Raw genomic sequence first — 22,746 nt, forward strand, 5'->3', positions numbered from 1 at the left:
GACTACGGGGTGGTGGAGCAGGTGATCGGGGACGGAACGGGGTTGGTGGTGCCGGTGTTGCTGCCGAGGAATCCGAAGGTGGTGGAAGCCCCGGACGACAGCACGCCGTTGTAGCCGGCGTTCACGACGGACACGGCCGACCCGGACTGGGTGGCGGTGCCGCCCCAGCTCTGGGTGACGACCTGCCCGGCGGTGTAGGACCAGCCGGCCTTCCAGCCGGTGGTGGCGGTGGTCCCGGTGTTCTTGACGGTGACCTCGCCCTGGAAGCCGCCGCCCCACTGGCCGGTCACCCGGTAGGTGGCGGTGCAGCCGGTCGAGGTGCCGGTCGAGGTGCTCGGCGAGACCGTGACCGACGGCGGGACCGAGATCGACACGGAGACCGACGGGTTCGGGCTCGCCGACGAGGACGCCGACACCGACGGGGTCGGGCTGGCCGGGCCGCCCTGCCGGTCGGCGTAGAGGATGCCCCGGCCGTTGGTGCCGAGGTAGACCCGGCCGTAGATCCGGGGGTCGCCGGCCAGGGCGTCGCCGGCGTTGCCGTACTGGTGCTTGTCGTCGTTGATCCGCACCCAGTAGGCGCCGGTGTTGTCGGACCGGAAGACACCGTCGACGCCGTCGACCGTGCCGACCAGGAAGACCGCGGGACGGGTGGCCCCCGGCGCGGCCTTGCCGAACGCCACGTTGACGCCCTCGGAGACGCCGCCGCCGATGGTGGTGAACGTCTGGCCGGAGTTCGTGGAGCGCAGCAGCCCGGTCTTGCCGGCCAGCCACACCTCGCCGGCCACGCCCGGCACCGCCTTCAGGTTGACCCGGCCGTCGGCGGGCATCGCGGCGGCCGACGCGGTGAACGTCGCGCCGCCGTCCGTGCTCGTGTAGAACTTGCCGGCGGCGTACCCGTAGAAGGTCTTGGGGTTGACCCGGTCGCTCTCCACCTTGGCTCCGGCGGGGATGCCGGTGGCGGCGCTCCACGTGCTGCCCCGCGTGGTGGAGTAGTGCACGCCGACGCCGGCCGGCGACCAGACCACGGCGTTCGCGTCGGCGCCGACCGCGACGGTGCCGCCGCCGGTCACGCCGGACGGCTCCTGGCCCTGGTACCAGCTCTTGCCGCCGTCGTTGGAGATGCCGATGTGCGGGGCCGCGTCGGCGTTGCCGACCCGGACGAAGAACGACGGGCTGAGCTCGGCGAAGTCCAGGCCGGTGTTGCTGCCCAGGGCCGGGGTGTCGTGGAAGCCGGCCTGCACCGTGTCGAGGTCGGCGTGGTGGAAGCCGCCGACGTCGTAGAGGGCGCTGACCAGTGGGGCGCCGGTCGGTGGGCTGGCCAGGTCCTGGACCGCGGTCTCCTCGATGCCCTTGGCGAACGGCTTGATGGTGAACGTGGTGTTGCTGTCCCAGTTGGTCAGCTGCGTGGTGCCGTAGAGGGTGGCGCCGGTGCCGTAGAACAGCCGGTTGGAGTCGAACGGGTCGATCGCCAGGGACTCGTTCATCCAGCCGAGCTTCGGGCTCTCCTCGGGCGCCTGGGCGGTGCTGTTGAAGTCCAGCCACGGGTTGGCCGAGATGTCCATGGTGTAGCGCTTGGTCCGGCTCGGGTAGCCGTTCCAGTCCCAGGCGCGGGTCCAGGTGGCCCCGTAGTCGGTGGAGCGGAAGAAGATCGCATCCGGCCACCAGGAGATCTGGGTGGCGACCATCAGGGTGCCCGGTTTCTGGGCGTCCACGGTCAGGCCCGAGTAGCCGTAGTAGCGGTCGGCGACCGGGGTCGGCGAGATGTCGGTCCAGACGCCGGTGGTGGTGTCCAGGCGGGCGACCTGACCGGCCGCGCCGTCGTACGGCCCCCCGGTGTCACTGGTCGCGATGAAGAGGTATTTGCCCTGGATGACACCCTTGTGCGCGAGATATCCGGTGGGCTGGCCGGCGACCCGCTCCCAGGTGGCGCCGGAGTCCAGCGACCGGTAGACCGGGTTCTCCTTGTCGGCTACTCCGACGTATACAGCCGGTGACGCTGGGTCAAAGGTGACCCATGTCAGACCTTGGTTCTGATTCAGATAGCCGTTCGTATCGGTCGGGTCGGCGACGTAGTTACCGGCGTTCGGGAAGTTGGCCACTTTTCCCCACGTCGCGCCGTAGTCGGTGCTGCGCCAGAGCCCGTTTCCGCCCTCGGCGGCGAAATAGACGTTCCGGTTGTTCCGCGGGTCCACGGCGAGCCGTTCACCCATCCCGCGGCCAGGCATGTTGCCGCCGACCTTGAACGGCAGATACGTCCGTGACCAGGTGTTTCCCTTGTCCGTGGAGCGCAGGATCGCGCCGTTGTTGGGGTCCCAGGAGTTCGTGTACATGCCGACGGCGGCGTAAACCCGGGTGGTGTCGACCGGGTCGGCGGCGATGCTGAGAACGCCGTTGTGGCCCCAGTCGTCCTGTCCGACCCAGTCCAGAAGCGGGGTCCAGCTCTGCGCCGACTGGCTCCAGCGGTAGGCCCCGCCGATGTCGGTGCGGGCGTAGATGAGGTCCTTCTCGCCCGGGTTGAAGACGACGCCGGGCACGAACCCGCCACCGTCAATGCGAACGTTTTTCCAGGTGTAGGGCTCTGCGGGGGCGGCGGCGGCACCCTGTGGACCGGAGGCTACGACGACCGCCGTCGCTGCCGCCACGAGGGCGGCGACGATGGCGAAGCCGGGGGACCTTCGCATGGGGGATGACCCTTTCATTGAAAGGCATGAGTGGGAGCGCTCCCAGAAGCGTCGGTCGCTGTCATCTTCATGTCAAGAGCCGGAAACTTCTCGGAGATGTTCGGGCGACCGTTCACCTCGTCGGAACCAAAGCGACATTCAGTGACATTTGACTGCTGGAAGGGCTGTGTATCATTCGGCCGGAACACGCAGGTCGGCACCATCCGAGGCGCCGGCCGGCCGGCCCGGCGAGAGGCCGGTTGGGCCACTTTCCGAATACGTGGCGTAACCGCGGGTACGGCATAGCGGTGGAGGAGATTGCATGAAGGTTTGCGTTATCGGTACCGGCTATGTCGGCCTGACCACGGGCGTCAGCCTGGCCTTCCTCGGTCACGAGGTGACCTGTGTCGACCTCGACCAGGCCAAGGTCGACATGCTGCGCGGCGGCAAGTGCCCGATCTACGAGCCCGGGATGGAGGACCTGCTCGCCGAGGCGGCGCAGAATCTCACCTTCACCACCTCGTACTCCGAGGCGGTCCCCGGCGCGGACGTCGTGTTCGTAGCGGTGCAGACCCCGTCGGCCGAGGACGGCAGCCCCGATCTGCGTTACCTCCGCAGCGCCGCCGAGACCGTCGCCCAGAACCTGGACCACGACTTCACCGTCGTGGTCAACAAGTCCACCGTGCCGATCGGCAGTGGCAACTGGGTCGACGCCATCCTGCGCGACTCGTTCGAGCAGCGCGAGGACCGGCCCGAGGGCGTCGAGTTCGCCGTCGCGTCGAACCCGGAGTTCCTCCGTGAGGGCAACGCCATCGCCGACACCCTCTACCCGGACCGGATCGTCATCGGCTCGGACAACTCGCGCAGCCTCGAGGTGCTCAACCGCCTCTACCGGCCGATCATCAACCAGACGTTCACCGCGCCGACCTTCCTGCCCCGGCCGGAGGACGCCAACGCGGTCCCGCTGGTCTCCACCGACCTGGCGTCGGCCGAGCTGATCAAGTACGCGGCGAACGCGTTCCTGGCCTTGAAGATCAGCTACGCGAACGAGATCGGCCAGCTCGCCGCCAAGGTGGGCGCCGACATCACCGAGGTCGCCCGGGGCATGGGCCTGGACCAGCGGATCGGCTCCCGGTTCCTGCAGCCCGGCGTGGGCTGGGGCGGCTCCTGCTTCGGCAAGGACACCAAGGCGCTGATCGCGACCGCCTCGGAGTACAACCTCGACATGCCGATCGTGAAGGCCGCGCGCGAGGTCAACAGCCGGCAGCGGGCCATCGCCGTCGAGCGCCTCCAGGACGAGCTGCGCATCCTCAAGGGCCGCAAGATCGGCCTGCTCGGCCTGGCGTTCAAGCCGAACACCGACGACCTGCGCGACGCGCCCGCCCTGGACATCGCGAACTCGCTGATCGCCCGGGGCGCCCGGGTCAAGCTGCACGACCCGGTGGCCACCGGCCGGTTCCGGATCGAGCAGCCGGAGCTGTCGGCGTACCTGAGCGAGACCATCGACGACGTGTTCGCCGACTGCGACGCGGTCGTGCTGGTCACCGAGTGGGCGCAGTACCTGGAGCTGGACTGGTCGAAGTTCGTCGGCCTGATGCGCACCCCGATCCTGCTGGACGGCCGGCACGTGCTGGACGCCGACCGGATGCGCCGGCTCGGCTACCGCTACGTGGCGGTATCCGGATAAAACGCACGTAGACGTACGTCAACCGCCGCGGTGGCCACTGGCCGCCGCGGCGGTTTCTTTTCGCGGGCTTTGACAGAGGGGTTAGCCCGAACCCAGCAAAACCGGCTCACACCATACGCGATTGCCGTTTAGTCCGGACAAATACGGGTAAAAACCCACTCCCGAAGTCGGGTAACGGTAGGCTCTTCCGCCAATCTCCTTAACCGGTTAAGGTGCCGGTGGGTCGCAGCGATATCGTTACCGACTCGATCGCGCTGAAATCATTGCGCAACTTGCTGGTTACCTCTTGACTGTTGGTCAAGAAGCGCTTCGGACGGCGGCGTCGCAAGACGCCGGAGGCGCTACATGACATAGGGAGCGGTATGTTCGTTCAACGTGGGAGTTCGCGATCGCGGATCGCGCTCGCCGGTGCCCTCAGCGCGGGCCTGGTTCTCGGCCTGAGCGCCTGCGCGGACAGTAAGGAAGAAGGAGGCACGGGCACGGTCCCGGCCTCCTCTCTCGGAGCCATCGACTGCTCGCCCTACACCGCCTTCGGTGACCTCAAGGGCAAGGAAGTCTCGATCTACACGGGCATCGTGACCCCGGAGGACGCTCCGCAGAAGCAGTCCTACAAGCCCTTCGAGGACTGCACCGGCGTCACCATCAAGTACGAGGGCGACAAGGCCTTCGAGACCCAGGTCCTGATCCGCGCCGAGGCCGGCAACCCGCCGGACGTCGCCTACGTGCCGCAGCCGGGCCTGCTCCAGCGCCTGGTCGCCACCGGCAAGGCCAAGGAAGCCCCGGCCGAGACGGCCGCGCTCGTCGACAAGAACTTCGGCGCCGACTGGAAGGCGTACGGGACTGTCGACGGCAAGTTCTACGCCGCCCCGCTGGGCGCCAACGTGAAGTCGCTGGTCTGGTACTCCCCCAAGGAGTTCACCGACAACGGCTACACCGTCCCCACCACGCTCGCCGAGCTCAAGACCCTGAGCGACAAGATCGCCGCCACCGGCAAGAAGCCGTGGTGCGCGGGCATCTCCTCCGGTGAGGCGACCGGCTGGCCGCTGACCGACTGGATGGAGGACTTCTACCTCCGGCTCAACGGTGTCGAGGCCTACGACAAGTGGGTCAAGCACGAGCTGCCGTTCAACAGCGCCGAGTCGACCAAGGCGCTTGACGCGGTCGGCGAGTACCTGAAGAACGACAAGTACGTCAACGGCGGTCTCGGCGACGTCAAGAGCATCGCCAGCACCACGTTCCAGGACGCCGGCCTGCAGATCATCGAGGGCAACTGCTCGCTGCACCGCCAGGCCAGCTTCTACGCGGCGAACTTCGACAAGAACACCAAGGTGGCCGAGGACGGCGACGTCTACGCCTTCTACCTGCCGGGTGAGACCGCCGACAAGAAGCCGGTTCTCGGTGGTGGCGAGTTCGTTCTCGCGTTCGCGGACCGTCCCGAGGTCAAGGCCTTCCAGACCTACCTCGCGACCGACGTGTGGGCCAACGCCAAGGCGAAGGTCTCCTCCGGCTGGGTCAGCGCCAACAAGGGCCTCCAGATCTCCAACCTGGTGAACCCGATCGACCAGCTGTCCGCCAAGATCCTCCAGGACCCGAACGCCCAGTTCCGCTTCGACGGCTCGGACATGATGCCCGCCGCGGTCGGCTCCAACGCGTTCTGGAAGCAGAGCACCAACTGGATCACCGGTCAGGACACCAAGAAGACCCTCGACGCCATCGAGGCCGCGTGGCCCAAGTGATCGGATAGCTGCACCGGGGCCGGTCGGGATTTCGCCCGACCGGCCCTAGCAGTCTGATCACTTCTGTTCTTCACTTAAGACCTCTCATCCCTCCGTACGCACTGAGGAGGAACGGGCCGCGTGTTCACCACCGCCACCACTACATCTCAGAAGATCCTGCAGATGGGCGCGGCGATCCTTCTGTTCGCCGCTGTCATCGGCCTGATCCTGTTCATCGCCGGCCGGTTCACCGGCAAGCGTGACCGCGCGGTCGCCGCGCTCTACCTCGCCCCGACCGTGCTGATGCTCAGCGTCGGGCTGCTCTACCCCGGTCTGCGGACCATCTACCAGTCGTTCTTCGACGCCTCGCTGAAGAACTTCATCGGGTTCGAGAACTACGCGACGATCCTGAGCGACCCGGAGCAGCTGACCGTGCTGCGCAACACGGCGTTCTGGGTGCTCGTCACCCCGTTCGTCGCGACCGGCGTGGGCCTGCTCTACGCCATCCTGGTCGACAAGGCCCGGATGGAGTCGTTCGCCAAGGCGCTGATCTTCCTGCCCATGTCGATCTCGTTCGTCGCGGCCGGCGTGATCTGGAAGTTCATGTACGAGTACCGGCCCAACCAGGGCACGGTGAAGCAGATCGGCTTCGTCAACCAGATCATCGTCTGGCTCGGCGGGGAACCGGTCCAGCTGCTCATCGAGTCGCCGCTGAACACGTTCCTGCTGATCGCCGTGATGGTGTGGATCCAGGCCGGCTTCGCGATGACCGTGCTGTCGGCGGCCATCAAGGCGATCCCGGACGACATCATCGAGGCGGCCCGCCTCGACGGCGTCGGCCCGTGGGGCATGTTCCGGTTCGTCACCCTCCCGGCGATCCGTCCGGCGGTCATCGTGGTGGTCACGACCATCGCGATCGGCACCCTGAAGGTCTTCGACGTCGTCCAGACCATGACCGGTGGCCGGTTCGACACCAGCGTCATCGCGAACGAGTTCTACAGCCAGACCTTCCGCAGCGACAACCGGGGCCTCGGCGCCGCGCTCGCGGTGGTGCTGTTCGTCCTCGTCATCCCGATCGTCGTCTACAACATCCGCCAGCTTCGCCGATCGGAGGCGTGATGACCACCGCAGCACCGCTCACCACCACGCCGGCCACGAAGACCGAGACCAAGAAGCTGTCCGCAGCCGCCACCGCGAAGGCGAAACTGACCTCGCCGTGGGCGTCACTGGCCGCGGTCGTCCTGGCCGTGCTCTGGACGCTCCCGACGTTCGGGCTGCTCATCACGTCCTTCCGGACGACCGAGGACATCCGGCGCAGCGGCTGGTGGACGACGTTCACCAACCCGCTGTTCACGCTGGACAACTACAAAGCGGTTCTCGACCCGGAACAGGCCGGCGCGAACCTGCCCGACTCGTTCCTGAACTCGCTGGTCATGACGATCCCGTCGGTGCTCATCCCGCTGTGCCTGGCGTCGCTCGCGGCGTACGCGTTCGCGTGGATGAACTTCCCCGGCAAGAACTTCCTGTTCATCGCGATCTTCGCGTTGCAGATCGTCCCGCTGCAGGTCACCCTGCTGCCGCTGCTCCAGCTCTTCGTGTCCTGGGACATCGACGGCACGTTCTGGACCGTCTGGCTGTCGCACTCGACGTTCGCGCTGCCACTGGCGATCTACCTGCTGCACAACTTCATCAAAGAGGTGCCGTCCAGCCTGATCGAGGCGGCCCGGATCGACGGCGCGGGCCACGTGTCGATCTTCTTCCGGGTCCTGCTGCCGCTGCTCACCCCGGCGCTGGCGGCGTTCGGCATCTTCCAGTTCCTCTGGGTGTGGAACGACCTGCTGGTCTCGCTGACGTTCGCCGGATCGCCGGCGATCTCCCCGCTGACCGTGCAGCTGTCCAACCTCAGCGGCACCCGGGGCACCGCCTGGTACCTGCTGTCCGCCGGCGCGTTCGTCTCGATCATCGTGCCGGTCACGGTGTTCCTGCTGCTCCAGCGTTACTTCGTCCGGGGCCTGCTGGCCGGCAGCGTCAAGGGCTGACCCTCCGCATCACGCAAGGCCGCATCCTCCGACCGGGGGATGCGGCCTTTCTTCTTGTACGCGCCACAACCGCCCCAACCGCGCCCACCCCGTCCCGCCATCCCGGCCCTGCCCCACCGCCCCGCCCGCCCACAAGCCCCGCCGCCCGGCTCACCGCCAGCCCGCCAGCCGTCGCTCACCACCGGAATCCGCACCCCGAAACCGCCGTCAGCGACGGCTCACGGTCCGCCGGGCCGCCAGCCGTCGCTCACCGCGGGAATCCGCACCCGAAACCACCGTCAACGACGGCTCACGGTCCGCCAGACCGCCAGCCGTCGCTCACCACCGGAATCCGCTCGGCATTACCGCCGTCAGCGACGGCTGGCGGGCTGGTCCGGGCGTAGCGCGCGGTAGGTGATCAGCCAGCTTCCGGCCAGCAGGACGACCGGGAGCAGGTAGGCGGCGGCGACCGCGGCGGCCAGGTCCGGGCGCATCGCGGCGCGGGCCGTCTCGTCGAGGGCGAGCATGGCCGGCACTCCCCCGTTCGTCGCCGGCATCGCCCGGGCCACCAGAACGCTGAGCGTCACCGCGGTGACTGCGCCGGCCAGCGCGTTGGACAGCTGGACCACGAGCGCGAGCAGGGTGGTGCCGCGGGGTGTCTCGGCGTGGTCGAGGTCCCGCAGCGCGACCGTCATCGCCGGCATCAGGGTCGCTCCCGAACCGGCGCTGAGCAGCACGGTCGCCGCGATGATCCACGGGTAGCCGGCGTTCGTGCCGGCGGACACCAGCAGGGCCGCACCGCCGACGGTGCCGAGGGCGGTGCCGGTGAGCACGATCCGCCGGGCCGGGAACCTGTCGACGAGCCGGGTCGCGACCTGCGCCACCAGGCCGACCACGATCGCCTGCGGGATCCCGATCACGCCGATCAGGGACGCCGGATCGCCCCGCACCCCCTGGACGAACAGCGGCAGCACCGCCATCGACCCGAAGTAGGCGGCCGCGAAACAGATCAGCACCCCGGCGCCGGCCCGGACCGGCCGGTGCCGCAGCAGTCGCAGGTCGACGATCGGTTCGGGGATCCGCCGGGCCCGCCACGCGAACCCGCCGAGCATCCCGAGCCCGGCCAGGATCAGCGCGAGCCCGGCGCTCGCCAGGGTAGCCCCGAGCACGATCATCACCGCCCCACCGGAGAGCAGCACGAGCCCACCCCAGTCCGGCCGCCCACCCGGATCCGGCTGGCTGCCACCGCTGTCATCGGGCCGCCGGGACAGCGGTGAGAGCCAGCTGGGCTTGGAGGTGGGTGACGCGTCGGGCGGGAGGACGCGGGCACAGACCAGGGTGGCGAGCAGGCCCAGGGGGATGTTCAGCAGGAAGATCCAGCGCCAGGACGCCGTGTCGATCAGCCAGCCGGCCAGCAGCGGGCCCAGCACCGGGCCGACGACCAACGGCAGTACCAGCAGGCTCATCAGGCGGCCGCGGGCCTCGCGTGGGGCGGCCCGCAGTCCGATGGCCTGGCCGACCGGGTTCAGCAGGCCGCCGCCCAGGCCCTGGAGCACCCGGAAGACGGCGAGTGACGTCACGTCCCAGGCCAGCCCGGTCAGGGCGGAGAACAGGGTGAACACGAGCAACGCGGTGAGGTAGACCCGGCGGGCGCCGTAGCGGCCGGACAGCCAGCCGGCCAGTGGGATCACCGCGACCAGGCCGAGCAGGTAACCGGCGGTCGCCCATTGCGCGGCCGGCAGGGAGGCGTCCAGGCCGGACACGATCGCGGGTACGGCCACCGTCGTCACCGTCGTGTCGATCACGACCATCAGGCCGCCGAGTGCGAGGGACAGGCCGATCGCCCGTACCCGCCGGTCCAGCGGCGCCCGGCGGACGTGCCCGGTCGAGGTCATCGGGCGGGGCGGCTGGTGAGCGGGCGGGCGGTGAACACGTGCGGGGCGGGCCGGAAGTCGGTCATGGGATCAGGCTCGGCCCTCAACAACGGTTGAAGTCAAGGCGCCGTAGTCACGGTCCGTTCCGGCCTTCACCAGTCGCGCGCCGGGAAACGTCTTTGTGGAAGGTGGGCGCGACAGCCGTACCGAAGAAGAAAGAAGCCGGTCCCGGCGCGAACCGGGACCGGCCGGAGGGGGTCAGGGCTGGCTGCGGGGGCTGTCCGGAGCCAGGGTGTCGATGAACTCGTGCGGGCTGTGCAGTTCGGTGGTGCGGCGGGACTGGTCGGCCTCGGCCTTGAGCGTGGCGGCGAAGCCGGCCGCGTCGACGCCGGGGATGGCGGCGACCGTGCCGTAGGCCTTCTCGGCCAGGGCGTAGGCGGCCCGGTAGTTGTGCGCGGCGAACGCCTTCGACGCGCCGCCGAGCAGCACGTCGGCGGTCTTCAGGGCGTACTTGCCCTTGCCGGCCGGGACGTTGGCGGCCAGCCGGTTCGCGGCCTCCCAGTAGGCGGCCGTGAGGAACCGGTCGCTGTTGTCCCGGTCGAACTGGCTGAAGTCCCAGTTGACGTCGATGTAGCTCATCATCGAGTTGTTCTCGTCACCGGCGTTGACGTAGTAGAACTCGTTCGCCGGGCCGTAGTCGACACCCGTGGCGCTGTCGTAGCCGTCGTGCGGGTGGCTCATGCCCAGGTGGTGGCCGACCTCGTGGATCTGCGTGGTGGTCAGGCCGTAACCGGCGGCGACCACGTCCGGCGAGACGAACGAGAACACGTAGCTCTGGTCACCGTCGACGTAGTTGTCGTCGGCGAACCCGAGACCCGGCGTCGGGACGCCCTCGCCCACGGCGTAGTTGAACAGCGGGATCTCGTAGTCGACCTTGCCCTGGTCGTCGAGGGCCCGGTCCAGGTTCTCCTTGTTGTACAGGTACAGGTTGGCGATCGACGGGTAGCCGGTCTCCGGGTAGCAGGACTCGTCGGTGATGACGACGCCCAGGTAGCACTCCTCGGCCTTGGCGTCGTACGGCAGGTCCTGCGCGTCGTACGACAGCTTGTTGCGCCACCGCAGCTCGGCCAGTTCCTGCTTGAGCAGCGCCGGGGTGACGTACTCCTCGGACGCGTCGACGCCGGGCCAGCCCTCGTACGTGTTGTCGTCGATGTTCAGCGTCTTCGGCGGCTCGGCCGTCGGCAGCTCGACCGGGTACAGCGGCGACGTGGTGAACAGCAGGTTCAGCGCCACATAGCGGGTGATCTTGCCGAGGTCGCCGGCGAGGGCCGACGGAGCACGGTAGCCGCCCGCCTTGTACTCCCAGGTCGGCGGCATCCGGTAGTCCTCGACGCCGTCGCCGTCGAGGTCCTTGTTGTCGACGTCGTAGTTGCTGGTCCACGACTCGGGACCGGCCGACAGGTCGTGGAACCAGACCCGGCGGGTGCTGCCGAGACCGGTCTCCTCGTCGTCGGCGGTCGTGCCGCCCCAGGCGATCACCTTGCGGCTGGCCCGGTTGGCGCCGAAGTCGTAGCCGGTGTCCGGGTCCGGCTCGCCGATCTTCGTGTACACGTGGTGCTTGAAGTCGGACCGGCCGAACCAGTTGATGAAGAAGACGGTGTTACGGCGCGTGTCGACACCGGCCGGCGCGTTGTATGCCAGCCACTTCTCCACGCTCGGCGCGTCGATGAAGTTGTTGTTCGCGATGTCCAGGACGTTGTTCGCCTGGTCGTTGTACGCCTGCTGGAAGGTCGTGAGGTCAGCCGGCTTCGCGAGCTTGCTGAGCTGGCCGAAGAACTTGTCCTCGTACTTCCGGTCGGCGTAGGTGAGCTTGTAGTCGTACTTGTAGGTGATGCCGAGCTTCTCGGTGACGCCGTAGTTGAGGCGCGACCGGACCACCGGCTCGTATCCGCCGGCCAGCTCGCCCAGGAACGCCTTCTTCCCGACCTGCTGCGGCTCGTAGCCGATGAACACCACGTTGACCGGCACCTTCTCGACGAGGCGCGGCTGTCCACCGGGCTTCAGGTAGCCGTACTTCCCGGCGGCCGCGGCGGGCCCGGCGGGTCCCACCGACGCACCGACGAGGACCGCTATCGCGGCCACGGTGAAAGATCTTCTCCATCCCATGTGGTGACACGCTGCCATCAACGCAGGCCGATGGGAACCCCCGTCGATGCGTCTTTGACTATCCTGTCGCGCATGTCATCGCCTGCACTCCGGATTCGAGGACTCTGCAAGACCTTCGGAACGTTCCAGGCGGTGGATCACGTCGACCTGACCGTGGCGCCCGGCACCTTCCACGGCATCGTCGGGCCCAACGGCGCCGGCAAGTCCACCACCATCGGCATGGCCGTCGGCCTGGTCGTTCCGGACGCCGGCGAGATCAGCGTCCTGGGCCACGACGCGATCGCCGACCGGGCCGCGGCACGGGCCGTCACCGGTGTCCTGCCCGACGGCCTCGACCTGCCGGAACGGCTCACCGGCGCGGAACTCCTCAGATACAGCGCGGGGCTGCGCGGGCTGTCCCGGGCCGCCGCGGCCGAACGCGCGGGTGAGCTCATCGAGGTCCTCGGCATCACCAAGGCGGCCGCCACCCCGCTCGCCGACTGCTCGACCGGCAACCGCAAGAAGGTCGGCCTGGCTCAGGCGCTGCTGCACGCGCCCCGGCTGCTGGTCCTCGACGAGCCGTTCGAAGCCGTCGACCCGGTGTCGGCGGCGAGCATCCGGCGGGTGCTGCGCCGGTTCGCCGACAGCGGCGGCACGGTCGTGCTGTCCACCCATTCGATGCTGCTGGTCGAGCAGATGTGCGACGACGTCACCGTCATCCACCAGGGCCGGGTCGTCGCCGCCGGCCCGGTCGCCGACGTCGCCGGGGGCATCCCGCTCGAGGACCGGTTCGTCGAACTCGTCGGCGCCGAGACCGGCGGCGCCGACGGCCTGGCCTGGCTGGTCCGGTGACCGCCGTCGGCACGCCCGCACGGATGCGGGCGACCATGTTCCAGCGCTCGCTGCGCGAGCATCCAGGTCCGATCGTGGCTGCGATCGCCGGTCTCCTCACCGCCTCCTGGTTGATCAAATTCGGTTGGTACGGGAACCCGCACACCCTTTCCATCCTGGCCGGAACGTGGGTGCTCGGCTGGATCGTGCTGCCACTGATGCTCGGCGGCGGGCGCGGACGGGTCCGCCCGTCGCATCTGCGCCTGGAACCGGTCGGCAGCCTCTCCGCCGCGGCCGGGCTGCTCCTGGCGTCGGCGGTCGGGATCGGGCCGCTGGTGTCACTGATCGCGCTCGCGTCCCTGCCCGTCCACGCCTCCCGGTACGGGGTGCGTGCCGTGCTGGTCGCCGGGTTCGGGGCCCTGCTGCTGTGGCTGATCGGGTTGATCGGGTCGGCGTTCGCCCTCGAATCGATAGGTCACGCGGGCGGTCCGGTCGGCGCCGTCCTCACCGGAGTCTTCACCGGAACCGTGATGGGCGTGCTCGGCTCGGTGTGGGCGGTGGCGCCGTGGATCACCGCCCTGCTCGACGGGGCACCGGCCGGCGTCGTGCGCTGGTTGCCGTGGTTCCCGGGAAGCTGGCCGCTGTCCGCGGCCACCGGTTCAGCGGCCCGCGCGGTCTGGATGATCGCCGGGCTGGCCGGGCTGGTCCTGATGTTCGCCCTGGGCTACCTGCTGCTGGTTCGCCGGGCCCTGGTCGCCGGGAGCAGTTGGCGGCCACGCCGCTCCCCCGGCTCCGCTCCTCCCTCGCCGGCACCGGTCGCGTCTTCCTCGCCCACGCCTGCCGCCTCCGCCACCAGTCCGGCCTTCTCCCCGGCCGCGCCGAGGGCCGCGTCTGCTGGATCGGCGGCGGGGCGGGGGCCTTCCTGGGGCTGGTGGGGGCCGGGTCCGGTGTGGGCGGTCGCCGGCCGTGAGCTGCGCACCTGGGTGCGGCATCCGCTGCGGGTGCAGTACCTGGCGTTCGCCGTCGTCTACGGCGCTCTGCTGGCCGCGCTGCCGATGATCGCGAGCGTGGATGTGCTCGTGCCGTGGGCCGGTGTCTTCGCCGCGCTGTGGGCCGCCGCCATGTCCGCCGGACTGGTCGGGCTGGACGGCACCGCGCTGTGGATCCCGTTCACCACACCCGGCGGCGAACGGGCCGAGGTCCGCGGACGGGCGGCGGCCTGGCTGGTGCTGGTCACACCGATCGCGCTGGTCCTGACCGTCGCCGGGATCCTGCTCGCGCCGGGCGTCGACCCGCTGCCCGCGCTCGCGGTGCTGCCGGCGGTGCTGGGGGCGGGTGCGACCGTACCCGTGTGGGTGTCGCTGTTGCGGGTCCGCCCGGTGCCGGACCCGCGGCATCCGACGTCGGCCGACAACCCGACCGACATCATCAGCGTGCTGGTGGCCTCCGGCGCCGGCCTGATCGCTGCGGCCGCGCCCATGTCCATGATCATCTGGGGCCCGGAGTCCCTGCGCTGGCTCGCCCCGCTGCTCGGTCTCGCCGCCGGCGCCGCAGCCTGGGCCGGCGGAGCGTGGCTGGCCGACGACCGTCTCGCCACCCGCAGCGCCGAGGTGCTGACCGCCGCCGGCCAGCGAACCCGCCCACCGGAGACGCCGATCCCGCTGACCTGGGACGCCGACTGGTACCGCGCGAACCGCGCCACCGCCTGGGCGCTGATCCTGCTGACGGTGGGCTGGATCCCGGTCGTTCCGCAGGGCCTGATGGTGCTGATCTTCAACATCAGCGGCGGCTGGATCGCGGCATCCCACTTCACCGGCGACACCCGGACCGGCACAGCCGTGGCGATGGTCGCCCTCGGCGGCGCCCTGCTGCTGACCGGCCTGGTCCTGTGGGGCCGCCGTCCTCGCCCGTAACCCCCACCCGACGTGCCGGCCTACGGTCCGATCCGCACCACAGGCCACCACGCCGGGTGGTGGTCAGGCCGGTCGGCGGGCCGCCAGGATTTCGGCGCCGGGGCCGGTGAGCTGTGACAACGCCACGAAACGGCCGGTGGCGATCAACAGGAGCGCGGCGATCGGGCCACGGGCCTCGGGACCGTCCCCGAACGACCACGACATGTCGGTCGCGGTCAGGCGGATGCCGGCCATCAGGCGTACCGATGGAAGGGGCGGCGGAAAGAACCGCATGGTGAGCGTGCGATGGGTGGCCGCAGCGGCCGCCTCGGACGGCACCGGATGATCGACACCCAGCGGCACGGCGATGTCCTGCCCATGGACCAGCAGGTCGGTGAGCGTCTCCATCGGAGTGACCCCGAGGTTCCGGCGGCGCAGGGCGGCCGTCTCACGGATGTCCGCCACGAGCTGGGCCGGGGTCCAGGCGGTGGCCCGGCGGCGGGCGGCATCCTGAATGGTCGGGTTCATCCCGCCCTTCCAGTGCCGCAGCATGTCCCCCAGGTCCCGGACGCCGAGCTGCTGCAACGTGAGATGCCCGGCCACATCCCGGACGGTCCACCCCGCACACAACGACGGCTCGTCCCACTGATCGTCACGGAGTCCGTCGAGCAGATCGGCGACGGCGATCCGCTGCCGGTGGATCTCGGGCCAGGGGTCCATGTCGTTCCCTCCAGCTGATCAACAGACGGTCAGCTCTTGCGCTGTCCGTGACCACCGTAGTTGTCGCCACCTGAGGCGTGGCCGTCGTTCCAGTGCTTGTTGCCGTGGTTGTAGTTCCAGCCGTAGTAGACCTTCAGCGCCCAATCCCCGCTGTGGAAACCACGGTAGACCTTGAAGCAGCTGTAGCGCTGCCACTGGTTCTTCCACTGGCCCATCCGCCCGATCTTGTGGCAGGTCCGCGGGCTGTTGTAGAAGCCGAAGATCCGGTCGCGGCGCTGGAAGCTCGGCTTCGGTGGCGCGGCCGGCCTGGCGCTCACAGTGGCCACGGCGGCCACCGGACCGGCGGCGGGGGCTGCGGCGACGGGCCCGGCGGTCATCGAGACACCGGCGGCGACGGCAGCGCCGGTCATGGCGATGGCACGGGTCATCTTGTTCATACGATCACCGATTCCAGGAGAAAGGGTAATTTCTGGACAAGACGGATCGTAGGATTCGCCGGGGCTCATGCCGCAGGGCAACCCGCCCCCAAAAGAATGAACTCCCGCAGTCACCCCGCGGGAGCTCATACTTTCAGCCGGTAAGCTGATCGGCCGAAAAGGCCAGCACAACCGAGAAGATCAAACCGCGATCTTGGTACGCGCCCCCGGCCGCAGGTAGACCGCCCAGGTGATCAGAACACAGAGCGCGTAGAACGCGATGAACGCCATGTACGCCGCGTCCGCGTCCTTGTAGGTCAGGAACGACTGCCGGAAGGCCAGGTTCACCAGCACACCGCCGACCGCGCCGATCGCTCCGGCGATGCCGATGACCGCTCCGGAGATCCGCCGGGCCCGGTGCTCGTCCCCCGCGTACTTCTGCTTGAAGATCGCCGGAATCATCTTGTAGGTCGAGCCGTTGCCCAGTCCGCTGAGGATGAACAGGGTGATGAACCCGACCAGGTAGAGCGGCAGCGACCGCTGCTGCGCCGCGAAGAGCACGATCGACGCGCCGGCGGCCATCGCGATGAAGTTGATGAAGGTGACCTTCGAGCCGCCGAACCGGTCGGCCAGCGCGCCGCCGAACGGCCTGATCAGCGAGCCCAGCAGCGGGCCGATGAAGGTCAGGTAGGCGGCCTTGACCGGGGTGTTGAAGATGTCCGCGAACTGCACCTGGAGCACCTGGCCGAAGGCGAACCCGAAGCCGATGAAGGAGCCGAAGGTGCCGATGTAGAGCACCGACATCACCCAGGTGTGCCCCTCCTTGGTCGCGTCGCGCATGCCGCGCTTCTCGTTGCGGGCCTGCGTGAGGTTGTCCATGTACAACGCCGAGCCGACCGCCGCGATCACGATCAGCGGGATGTAGACGCCGGCCACCAGGCCGGGGCTGCCGGCGCCGACGGTGGCGAGCACGAGCAGGCCGACCAGCTGCACCGCGGGGACGCCGATGTTGCCGCCGCCGGCGTTGATGCCGAGCGCCCAGCCCTTGAGGCGGTCCGGGTAGAACGCGTTGATGTTGGCCATCGAGGAGGCGAAGTTGCCGCCGCCGACGCCGGCCAGCGCGGCCAGGATCAGCAGGGTCGAGTATTCGACGCCCGGCTTGATCATGAAGGCTGCCGTGATCGACGGGATCAGGAGCAGCGATGCGCTGATGATGGTCCAGTTACGGCCGCCGAACCGGGCGACGGCGAAGGTGTACGGGATCCGCAGCGCCGCCCCGACCAGCGTCGGCACGGCGGTGAGCAGGAACTTCTGTGCCGGGTCGAAGCCGTAGGCGGGACCGAGGAACAGCACCATGACCGACCAGAGCGACCACACCGAGAAACCGATGTGCTCGGAGAAGATCGAGAAGATCAGGTTGCGCTTGGCGATCTGCTTGCCACCGTTGTCCCAGAACGTCGGGTCCTCGGGCCGCCAGTCGTCGATCCAGTGACCCTTCAGCGTCTTCGCCGCGGGCCTTTCGGGAGAAATCGTAGGAAGTGTCGCAGTCATTGTCAGTCTCCCAAAATGATGTGACCGTCATCGACCCGGACCGGGTAGACGCTGATCGGGGGCTGTCCGGACTGGGAACACCCGGTGGCGAGGTCCCATGCGTAGAGGTGCAAGGGGCAGACGACAACCTTGTTGTCGATCTGTCCGTCCGCGAGCGGGCCGCCCTTGTGGGGGCAGACCGCCGACACCGCGCGAAGGGAGCCGTCGCGGAGGCGGAAGACTGCGATCATTTCGGACCCGACGGCGTAGGTGCGTCCTTCGCCGAAGGGGATCTCGTCGAGGGGGCCGAGAACGGTCTCGGCGATGGGGGCGATGGTCATGAGCGCACCGGAACCTGGGGGAGAACGGTCAGGGGAAGGGAGGTACGGAACTGGCCGGGCGTGGCCGGGACGGCCCGCTCCTTCCAGGGGTCCTTGTACGACTGGACGGCCTCTTCGACCGCGGCGTCCAGGGCCTCGGCGATGCCGTCGGCGTCCTCGACGACGATCTCGCGGATCCGCTCGATGCCGATCCGGGGCACGAACGAGTAGGTGCGCTCCAGCCAGTTCGCGTTCTCGCGGTAGTACTGCAGGAAGCGGCCGGTCATCCGGATGACCTCCTCCGCCGTGTCCAGCGTGCAGAGCAGGTCACCCTTGCGGATGTGAGCGCCCGCGGCACCACCGACGTAGATCTCCCACTTGCCGCCGTCGATCGCCACGACACCGAGGTCCTTGACGTACGCCTCGGCGCAGTTACGCGGGCAGCCGGTCACTGCGAGCTTCATCTTGCCGGGCCCCTCGAGGCCCTGGTAACGCTCCTCGATCGCGATGCCCAGCGCCGTCGAGTCACCGACACCGAATCGGCAGAAGTCGGAGCCGACGCAGGTCTTCACCGTGCGGAAACTCTTCGCGTAGGCGTACCCGGAAGGGATGTCGAGGTCCGCCCAGATCGCCGGCAGCTGCTCCTTCGGGATCCCGAGCAGGTCGATGCGCTGGCCGCCGGTGAGCTTGACCATCGGCACCTGGTACTTCTCGGCGACCTCGGCGATCCGCTTGAGCTCGGCCGGGGTGGTGACGCCGCCCTTCATCTGCGGGACCACCGAGAAGGTGCCGTCCTTCTGGATGTTGCCGTGCACCCGGTCGTTGATGAAGCGGGCGTCGCGCTCGTCCTCGTACTGGTCGGCCCACATCATCTTGAGTAGCGAGGCGAGGCCCATCTTGCTCTTGGCGTCGTGCTCGCCGCCCGGCACCAGTTTCTCGAAGACCGACGACACGCTCTTCAGCTCGTACTTGCGGATCGCGGCCATCAGTTCCGGCTTCGGCATCGGCACGCCCGGGACGTACCAGGAGGCGGCCGGGTCCTCCTCGGCCTCGCCACCGGCCGCCCATTCGACGATCCGCTGGACCAGCGGCTTGCAGGTGCCACAGCCCTTGCCGGCCCGGGTCTTGTCCATCACGCCGGAGACGGTCTTGCAGCCGGCGTTGACGACACCGCAGATGGCGCCCTTGCTGACGCCGTTGCAGTTGCAGACCTGGGCGTCATCGGGCATTTCAGAAGGCGACACCTCGCCTGTCGGGCCGCCGATGTCGAAGAGCATCTCGGCCCGTTCCTCGGGCAGGGCCTGGGCGCGGTCGAACGACTGGATCAGGCTGGCGGCCTTGCTGTTGTCGCCGACCAGGATCGCGCCGGCCAGCGCGCCGTCGCGGATGATGAGCTGCTTGTAGACGCCCTTCTTGGGCTCGCTGTAGATGATCACCTCGTCGTCGTCGGTCTCCGGGGCGATCAGGCCCATCGAGGCGACGTCGATGCCGGCCACCTTCAGCTTGGTGGAGAGCTTCGAGCCGGTGTACGCGGCCTCGACGTTGCGGCCGGTGAGGTGATCGGCGAGCACCTTCGCCTGGTCCCACAGCGGCGCGACCAGGCCGTACAGGTTGCCGCGGTGCTGGGCGCACTCCCCGACCGAGTAGATGTCGTCCTCGTCCTGCACCCGCATCTGGTCGTCGACCACGATGCCGCGCTCGACGGTCAGCCCGCTGTCCGCGGCAACCTGGGTGTTCGGCCGGATGCCGGCGGCGATCACCACGACGTCGCAGGGGATGACCGTGCCGTCGGACAGCTTGACGCCGGTGACCTTGTCCTTGCCGAGGATCTCGGTGGTCATCGCGTTGGTGATGACCTTGATGCCGAGCTTGTTCTCGACGCTGGCCTGCAGCATGTGACCGGCCTTCTCGTCGAGCTGCCGCTCCATCAGGTGGCCCATGGCGTGCAGCAGGGTCACCTCGCTCAGGTGGTTCTGCAGGCCGCGGGCCGCCTCCAGGCCGAGCAGGCCGCCGCCGATCACGACCGCGCGCTCGTGGTCCCGGGCGTAGCGGATCATGCCGCGGGTGTCGTCGAGCGTCCGGAACGCGAAGACTCCCTGGTGGAAGCCGCGCTTCGGGTTGTGGACGTTCTTCATCGGCGGCGTCCACGAGCTGGATCCGGTCGCGATGATCAACTTGTCGTACGGGGTGGCCGTCCCGTCCGTGGCGTACACCTTCTTGGCGAACCTGTCGATCCGCTCGATGCGTACCCCGGCGTTGAGGGTGATGTTGTTGTCCGCGTACCAGCCGAGGTCGTTGAGGTAGATCCCGGCCTCGTCCTCCACCCCGGCGAGCAGGTTGGACAGCATGATCCGGTTGTAGTTGCCGTAGGGCTCGTCACCGAACATCGTGATCGCGAAGTCGCCGCCCCGGGCGAGGATCTCCTCGACCGTGCGGGCGCCCGCCATGCCGTTGCCGATGACTACAAGACGCTCTGTCATCAGATCTCCACCAGTCCGAGGTCCACGATCACGGTTCCGTTCAGTCCGGCCGGCGCGGCGAGCCACAGCTCCACCGTGGTGCCGCCGGCCAGGTCCTCCAGCACCCGCAGCGGCACGTGGACGTCGCCCTTGGCGCCGACCGGGAAGTACCGCATGGGCGCTCCGTCGCGCACCAGCACGACGCAGATCAGTTCGTCGCTGGCGTTGCCGCCGCGGAAGTAGACGGCCTGCCCGGTCGCGCCGGCCGGCACCGTGTAGCTGAGCGCGGCGCCGAGCGGGGCCGGCTCGTCGAGGCCCTTGCCCTCGAAGGTGAACACGCCCTGCAGAAAGCGAGGTGTGGAGTACATGGTCAGAGGCTCCCGTCTTCGGCTTTGGCCAGGGCGATCGCGCACACCTTGAAGGCGGGCATCTTCGAGTGGGGGTCAAGGGCCGGATTGGTCAGCGCGTTCGCGCCCGGCCAGTGGAACGGCGCGAACACCGTGTCCGGGCGGATGCCGTCACTGAGCCGGGCCCGCAACGTCGCGGCGCCCCGGCGGCTGCGCAGCTCGACCAGGTCGCCGTCGGCGATCCCGTGCCGCCGGGCCAGGTCGGGGTGGATCTCGGCACGCGGTTCGGGCAGCGCCACGGTGAGCGCCCGCACCCGTCTGGTCTGGTTGCCGCTCTGGTACTGCTGCATGTTGCGGCCGGTCGTCAACACGTACGGAAAAGAAGAATCGGGAAGCTCGGCCGCGTCACGGTGATCGACCCGGACGAATCTGGCGCGGCCGGAGGCCGTCGGGAAGCTCTCGCCGAACAGCCGCGGCGTGCCCGGATGGGTCTCGTCCGGGCACGGCCAGAAGACGCCCTGCTCGTCCTCGATGCGCTCGTAGGTGATGCCGGCGTAGTCGGCGATCCCGCCGGCGCTCGCCCGGCGCAGCTCCTCGAACACCGCGCGCGGCTCGTCGGTGAAGAACTCACCGCGACCCAGCTGCCCGGCCAGCTCGTTGAGCACCGTCAGGTCGCTCTTGACCAGCGGCGGAGGCGGCAGCGCCATCTTCCGCCGGATCACCCGGCCCTCGAGGTTGGTCATCGTGCCCTCCTCCTCGGCCCACTGGGCGGTCGGGAGGACGACGTCGGCGAGGCCGGCGGTCTCCGACAGGAAGATGTCGGAGACGACCAGAAAGTCAAGATCCTTGAGTTTCTGTACGACGTTGTTGCTGTGCGGGGCGGAGACCACGAGGTTGCTGGCCAGGACCCAGAGGACGCGGACGCCTCCGTCGGTCTTTATCCGAGAGATCATTTCGTACGCGGAAACGCCCGGCCGTGGCAGCTCATCAGGGTCGACACCCCACACCGCGGCCACGTGAGCGCGCGCCGCCGGGTCGTCGAGCCGGCGGTAACCGGGCAGCTGGTCGGCTTTCTGCCCGTGCTCGCGGCCGCCCTGCCCGTTGCCCTGACCGGTGATCGTGCCGTACCCGGAGAAGGGCTTGCCGACCAGGCCCAGCGCGAGCGCCAGGTTCAGCCACGCCTGCGCGGTGTCGGTGCCGTTGCTGTGCTGCTCGGCTCCCCGGGCGGTGAGGATCATGCTGGGGCCTTCGGTGGCGAGCAGCCGTACCGTCTCCCGCAGCTGCGCCTCCGGAACACCGGTCAGCCGTTCGACCCGCTCCGGCCAGTAGGAGTTCGCCGCCGTCTTGACGGCCGCGAAGCCCTCGGTCCGCTCCTCGATGTACTTCTCGTCGACCCAGCCCTCGCGGATCGCGATGTGCAGCATCCCGTTCGCGAGCGCCAGGTCGGTGCCGGGCAGCGGCTGGAGGTGCAGGTGGGCGCCGTTCGCGGTGTTGGTGCGGCGCGGGTCGACGACGATGTGCTTGGCGCCGTTGGCCCGGCCCGTGTCCAGGTACTGCATCGACGGCGGCATCGCGTCGGCCGGATTCGCGCCGACCAGCAGCACGGTCCGCGCCTCGGCCACGTCGGCCAGCGGGAACGGCAGACCACGGTCGATCCCGAGGGACCGGTTGGCCGCGGTCGCCGCGCTCGACATGCAGAACCGGCCGTTGTAGTCGATCGCCGACGACCGCAGCGCCACCCGCACGAACTTGCCGAGCGCGTACGCCTTCTCGTTGGTCAGCCCGCCCCCGCCGAAAGCGCCGACGCTGTCCGGCCCGAACTCGTCCTGGCTGCCCCGGATCGCGGTCACGATCCGCTCGTACGCCTCCTCCCAGGACGCCTCCCGCAGGGGCGAGTCCCGGTTGCCGGGCTCCTTCCGGACCAGCGGCGTCAGCAGCCGGTCCGTGTGGTCCAGCAGGTCCGCCGCGGTGAAACCCTTGGCGCACAGGCCGCCCCGGTTGACTGGGAACTCGGCCGGCTCCAACCGGACGCCCGGCATCCCCAGTCGCGTGGGAAGCTCGGGCGTCAGCGTCATCCCGCACTGCAGTGCGCAGTACGGGCAATGCGTCTGGGTCGCCGTCACAGGGAAGAT

The 22,746-nt window shown here is 69.0% G+C and carries 16 protein-coding genes; 6 read left to right on the forward strand and 10 right to left on the reverse strand.

The genetic code is table 11. From position 1 onward, the window contains the following. Nucleotides 1-2: 2 nt before the first annotated feature. The gene (locus tag AB0E94_RS27685; protein ID WP_360331543.1) at nucleotides 3-2,681 is read right to left on the reverse strand and encodes a cellulose binding domain-containing protein; all 2,679 of its coding nucleotides are present in this window, start codon (nucleotides 2,679-2,681) and stop codon (nucleotides 3-5) included. Between the two features lie 301 nt (nucleotides 2,682-2,982). Here AB0E94_RS27685 and AB0E94_RS27690 point away from each other — a divergent pair, with 301 nt between their 5' ends. From AB0E94_RS27690 to AB0E94_RS27705, 4 genes are all read left to right on the forward strand, one after another. After that, entirely contained in the window at nucleotides 2,983-4,347 is a 1,365-nt protein-coding gene (locus AB0E94_RS27690) for a UDP-glucose/GDP-mannose dehydrogenase family protein (protein ID WP_360331546.1), read from the forward strand. A gap of 362 nt (nucleotides 4,348-4,709) precedes the next feature. Beyond that, a complete protein-coding gene (locus AB0E94_RS27695; protein ID WP_360331549.1) occupies nucleotides 4,710-6,083 on the forward strand; it encodes an ABC transporter substrate-binding protein in 1,374 nt (457 codons plus the stop codon). Between the two features lie 162 nt (nucleotides 6,084-6,245). After that, nucleotides 6,246-7,181, forward strand: a complete 936-nt coding sequence (locus AB0E94_RS27700; protein ID WP_360331632.1) for a sugar ABC transporter permease — start codon at nucleotides 6,246-6,248, stop codon at nucleotides 7,179-7,181. Then, nucleotides 7,181-8,101, forward strand: coding sequence for a carbohydrate ABC transporter permease (locus tag AB0E94_RS27705; protein ID WP_360331551.1), 921 nt, complete (start codon nucleotides 7,181-7,183; stop codon nucleotides 8,099-8,101). Before AB0E94_RS27700 ends, AB0E94_RS27705 begins: the two co-directional genes overlap by 1 nt. A gap of 350 nt (nucleotides 8,102-8,451) precedes the next feature. Here the strand turns inward: AB0E94_RS27705 and AB0E94_RS27710 are convergent, their stop codons facing one another. Together AB0E94_RS27710 and AB0E94_RS27715 are read right to left on the reverse strand one after the other, a co-directional pair. After that, nucleotides 8,452-9,975: an MFS transporter gene (locus AB0E94_RS27710; protein ID WP_360331554.1), complete on the reverse strand. Its 1,524-nt coding sequence runs from the start codon at nucleotides 9,973-9,975 to the stop codon at nucleotides 8,452-8,454. A 237-nt stretch (nucleotides 9,976-10,212) separates the two neighbouring features. Further along, nucleotides 10,213-12,096 (reverse strand): hypothetical protein, encoded by a 1,884-nt coding sequence (locus AB0E94_RS27715; RefSeq protein WP_360331557.1) that lies wholly within the window; start codon nucleotides 12,094-12,096, stop codon nucleotides 10,213-10,215. Between the two features lie 96 nt (nucleotides 12,097-12,192). Here AB0E94_RS27715 and AB0E94_RS27720 point away from each other — a divergent pair, with 96 nt between their 5' ends. Then, nucleotides 12,193-12,951: an ABC transporter ATP-binding protein gene (locus AB0E94_RS27720; RefSeq protein WP_360331560.1), complete on the forward strand. Its 759-nt coding sequence runs from the start codon at nucleotides 12,193-12,195 to the stop codon at nucleotides 12,949-12,951. After that, nucleotides 12,948-14,843 (forward strand): hypothetical protein, encoded by a 1,896-nt coding sequence (locus AB0E94_RS27725; protein ID WP_360331563.1) that lies wholly within the window; start codon nucleotides 12,948-12,950, stop codon nucleotides 14,841-14,843. The genes AB0E94_RS27720 and AB0E94_RS27725 overlap by 4 nt, the downstream gene beginning before the upstream one ends. Before the next feature lie 63 nt (nucleotides 14,844-14,906). On the opposite strand, the gene AB0E94_RS27730 is transcribed toward AB0E94_RS27725, so the two are convergent. The 7 genes from AB0E94_RS27730 to AB0E94_RS27760 all read right to left on the reverse strand — a co-directional run bounded on the left by AB0E94_RS27730 (nucleotide 14,907) and on the right by AB0E94_RS27760 (nucleotide 22,737). Next, the gene (locus AB0E94_RS27730; RefSeq protein ID WP_360331565.1) at nucleotides 14,907-15,542 is read right to left on the reverse strand and encodes a maleylpyruvate isomerase family mycothiol-dependent enzyme; all 636 of its coding nucleotides are present in this window, start codon (nucleotides 15,540-15,542) and stop codon (nucleotides 14,907-14,909) included. Nucleotides 15,543-15,571: 29 nt separating this feature from the next. Further along, nucleotides 15,572-15,979, reverse strand: coding sequence for a hypothetical protein (locus AB0E94_RS27735; RefSeq protein WP_360331568.1), 408 nt, complete (start codon nucleotides 15,977-15,979; stop codon nucleotides 15,572-15,574). A gap of 180 nt (nucleotides 15,980-16,159) precedes the next feature. Then, entirely contained in the window at nucleotides 16,160-17,509 is a 1,350-nt protein-coding gene (locus tag AB0E94_RS27740; RefSeq protein WP_360331571.1) for a nitrate/nitrite transporter, read from the reverse strand. Between the two features lie 2 nt (nucleotides 17,510-17,511). Next, the gene (locus AB0E94_RS27745) at nucleotides 17,512-17,829 is read right to left on the reverse strand and encodes a Rieske 2Fe-2S domain-containing protein (RefSeq protein WP_360331574.1); all 318 of its coding nucleotides are present in this window, start codon (nucleotides 17,827-17,829) and stop codon (nucleotides 17,512-17,514) included. Continuing rightward, complete coding sequence (gene nirB / locus AB0E94_RS27750) at nucleotides 17,826-20,288, reverse strand: nitrite reductase large subunit NirB (protein ID WP_360331577.1); 2,463 nt, start codon at nucleotides 20,286-20,288, stop codon at nucleotides 17,826-17,828. Before nirB ends, AB0E94_RS27745 begins: the two co-directional genes overlap by 4 nt. After that, entirely contained in the window at nucleotides 20,288-20,635 is a 348-nt protein-coding gene (locus tag AB0E94_RS27755; protein WP_360331580.1) for a molybdopterin oxidoreductase, read from the reverse strand. The genes nirB and AB0E94_RS27755 overlap by 1 nt, the downstream gene beginning before the upstream one ends. Nucleotides 20,636-20,637: 2 nt before the next feature. Continuing rightward, nucleotides 20,638-22,737, reverse strand: coding sequence for a molybdopterin oxidoreductase family protein (locus AB0E94_RS27760; protein WP_360331582.1), 2,100 nt, complete (start codon nucleotides 22,735-22,737; stop codon nucleotides 20,638-20,640). Nucleotides 22,738-22,746 lie beyond the last annotated feature (9 nt).

It is taken from the genome of Actinoplanes sp. NPDC026670 (assembly GCF_040638175.1).
GTDB lineage: Bacteria > Actinomycetota > Actinomycetes > Mycobacteriales > Micromonosporaceae > Actinoplanes.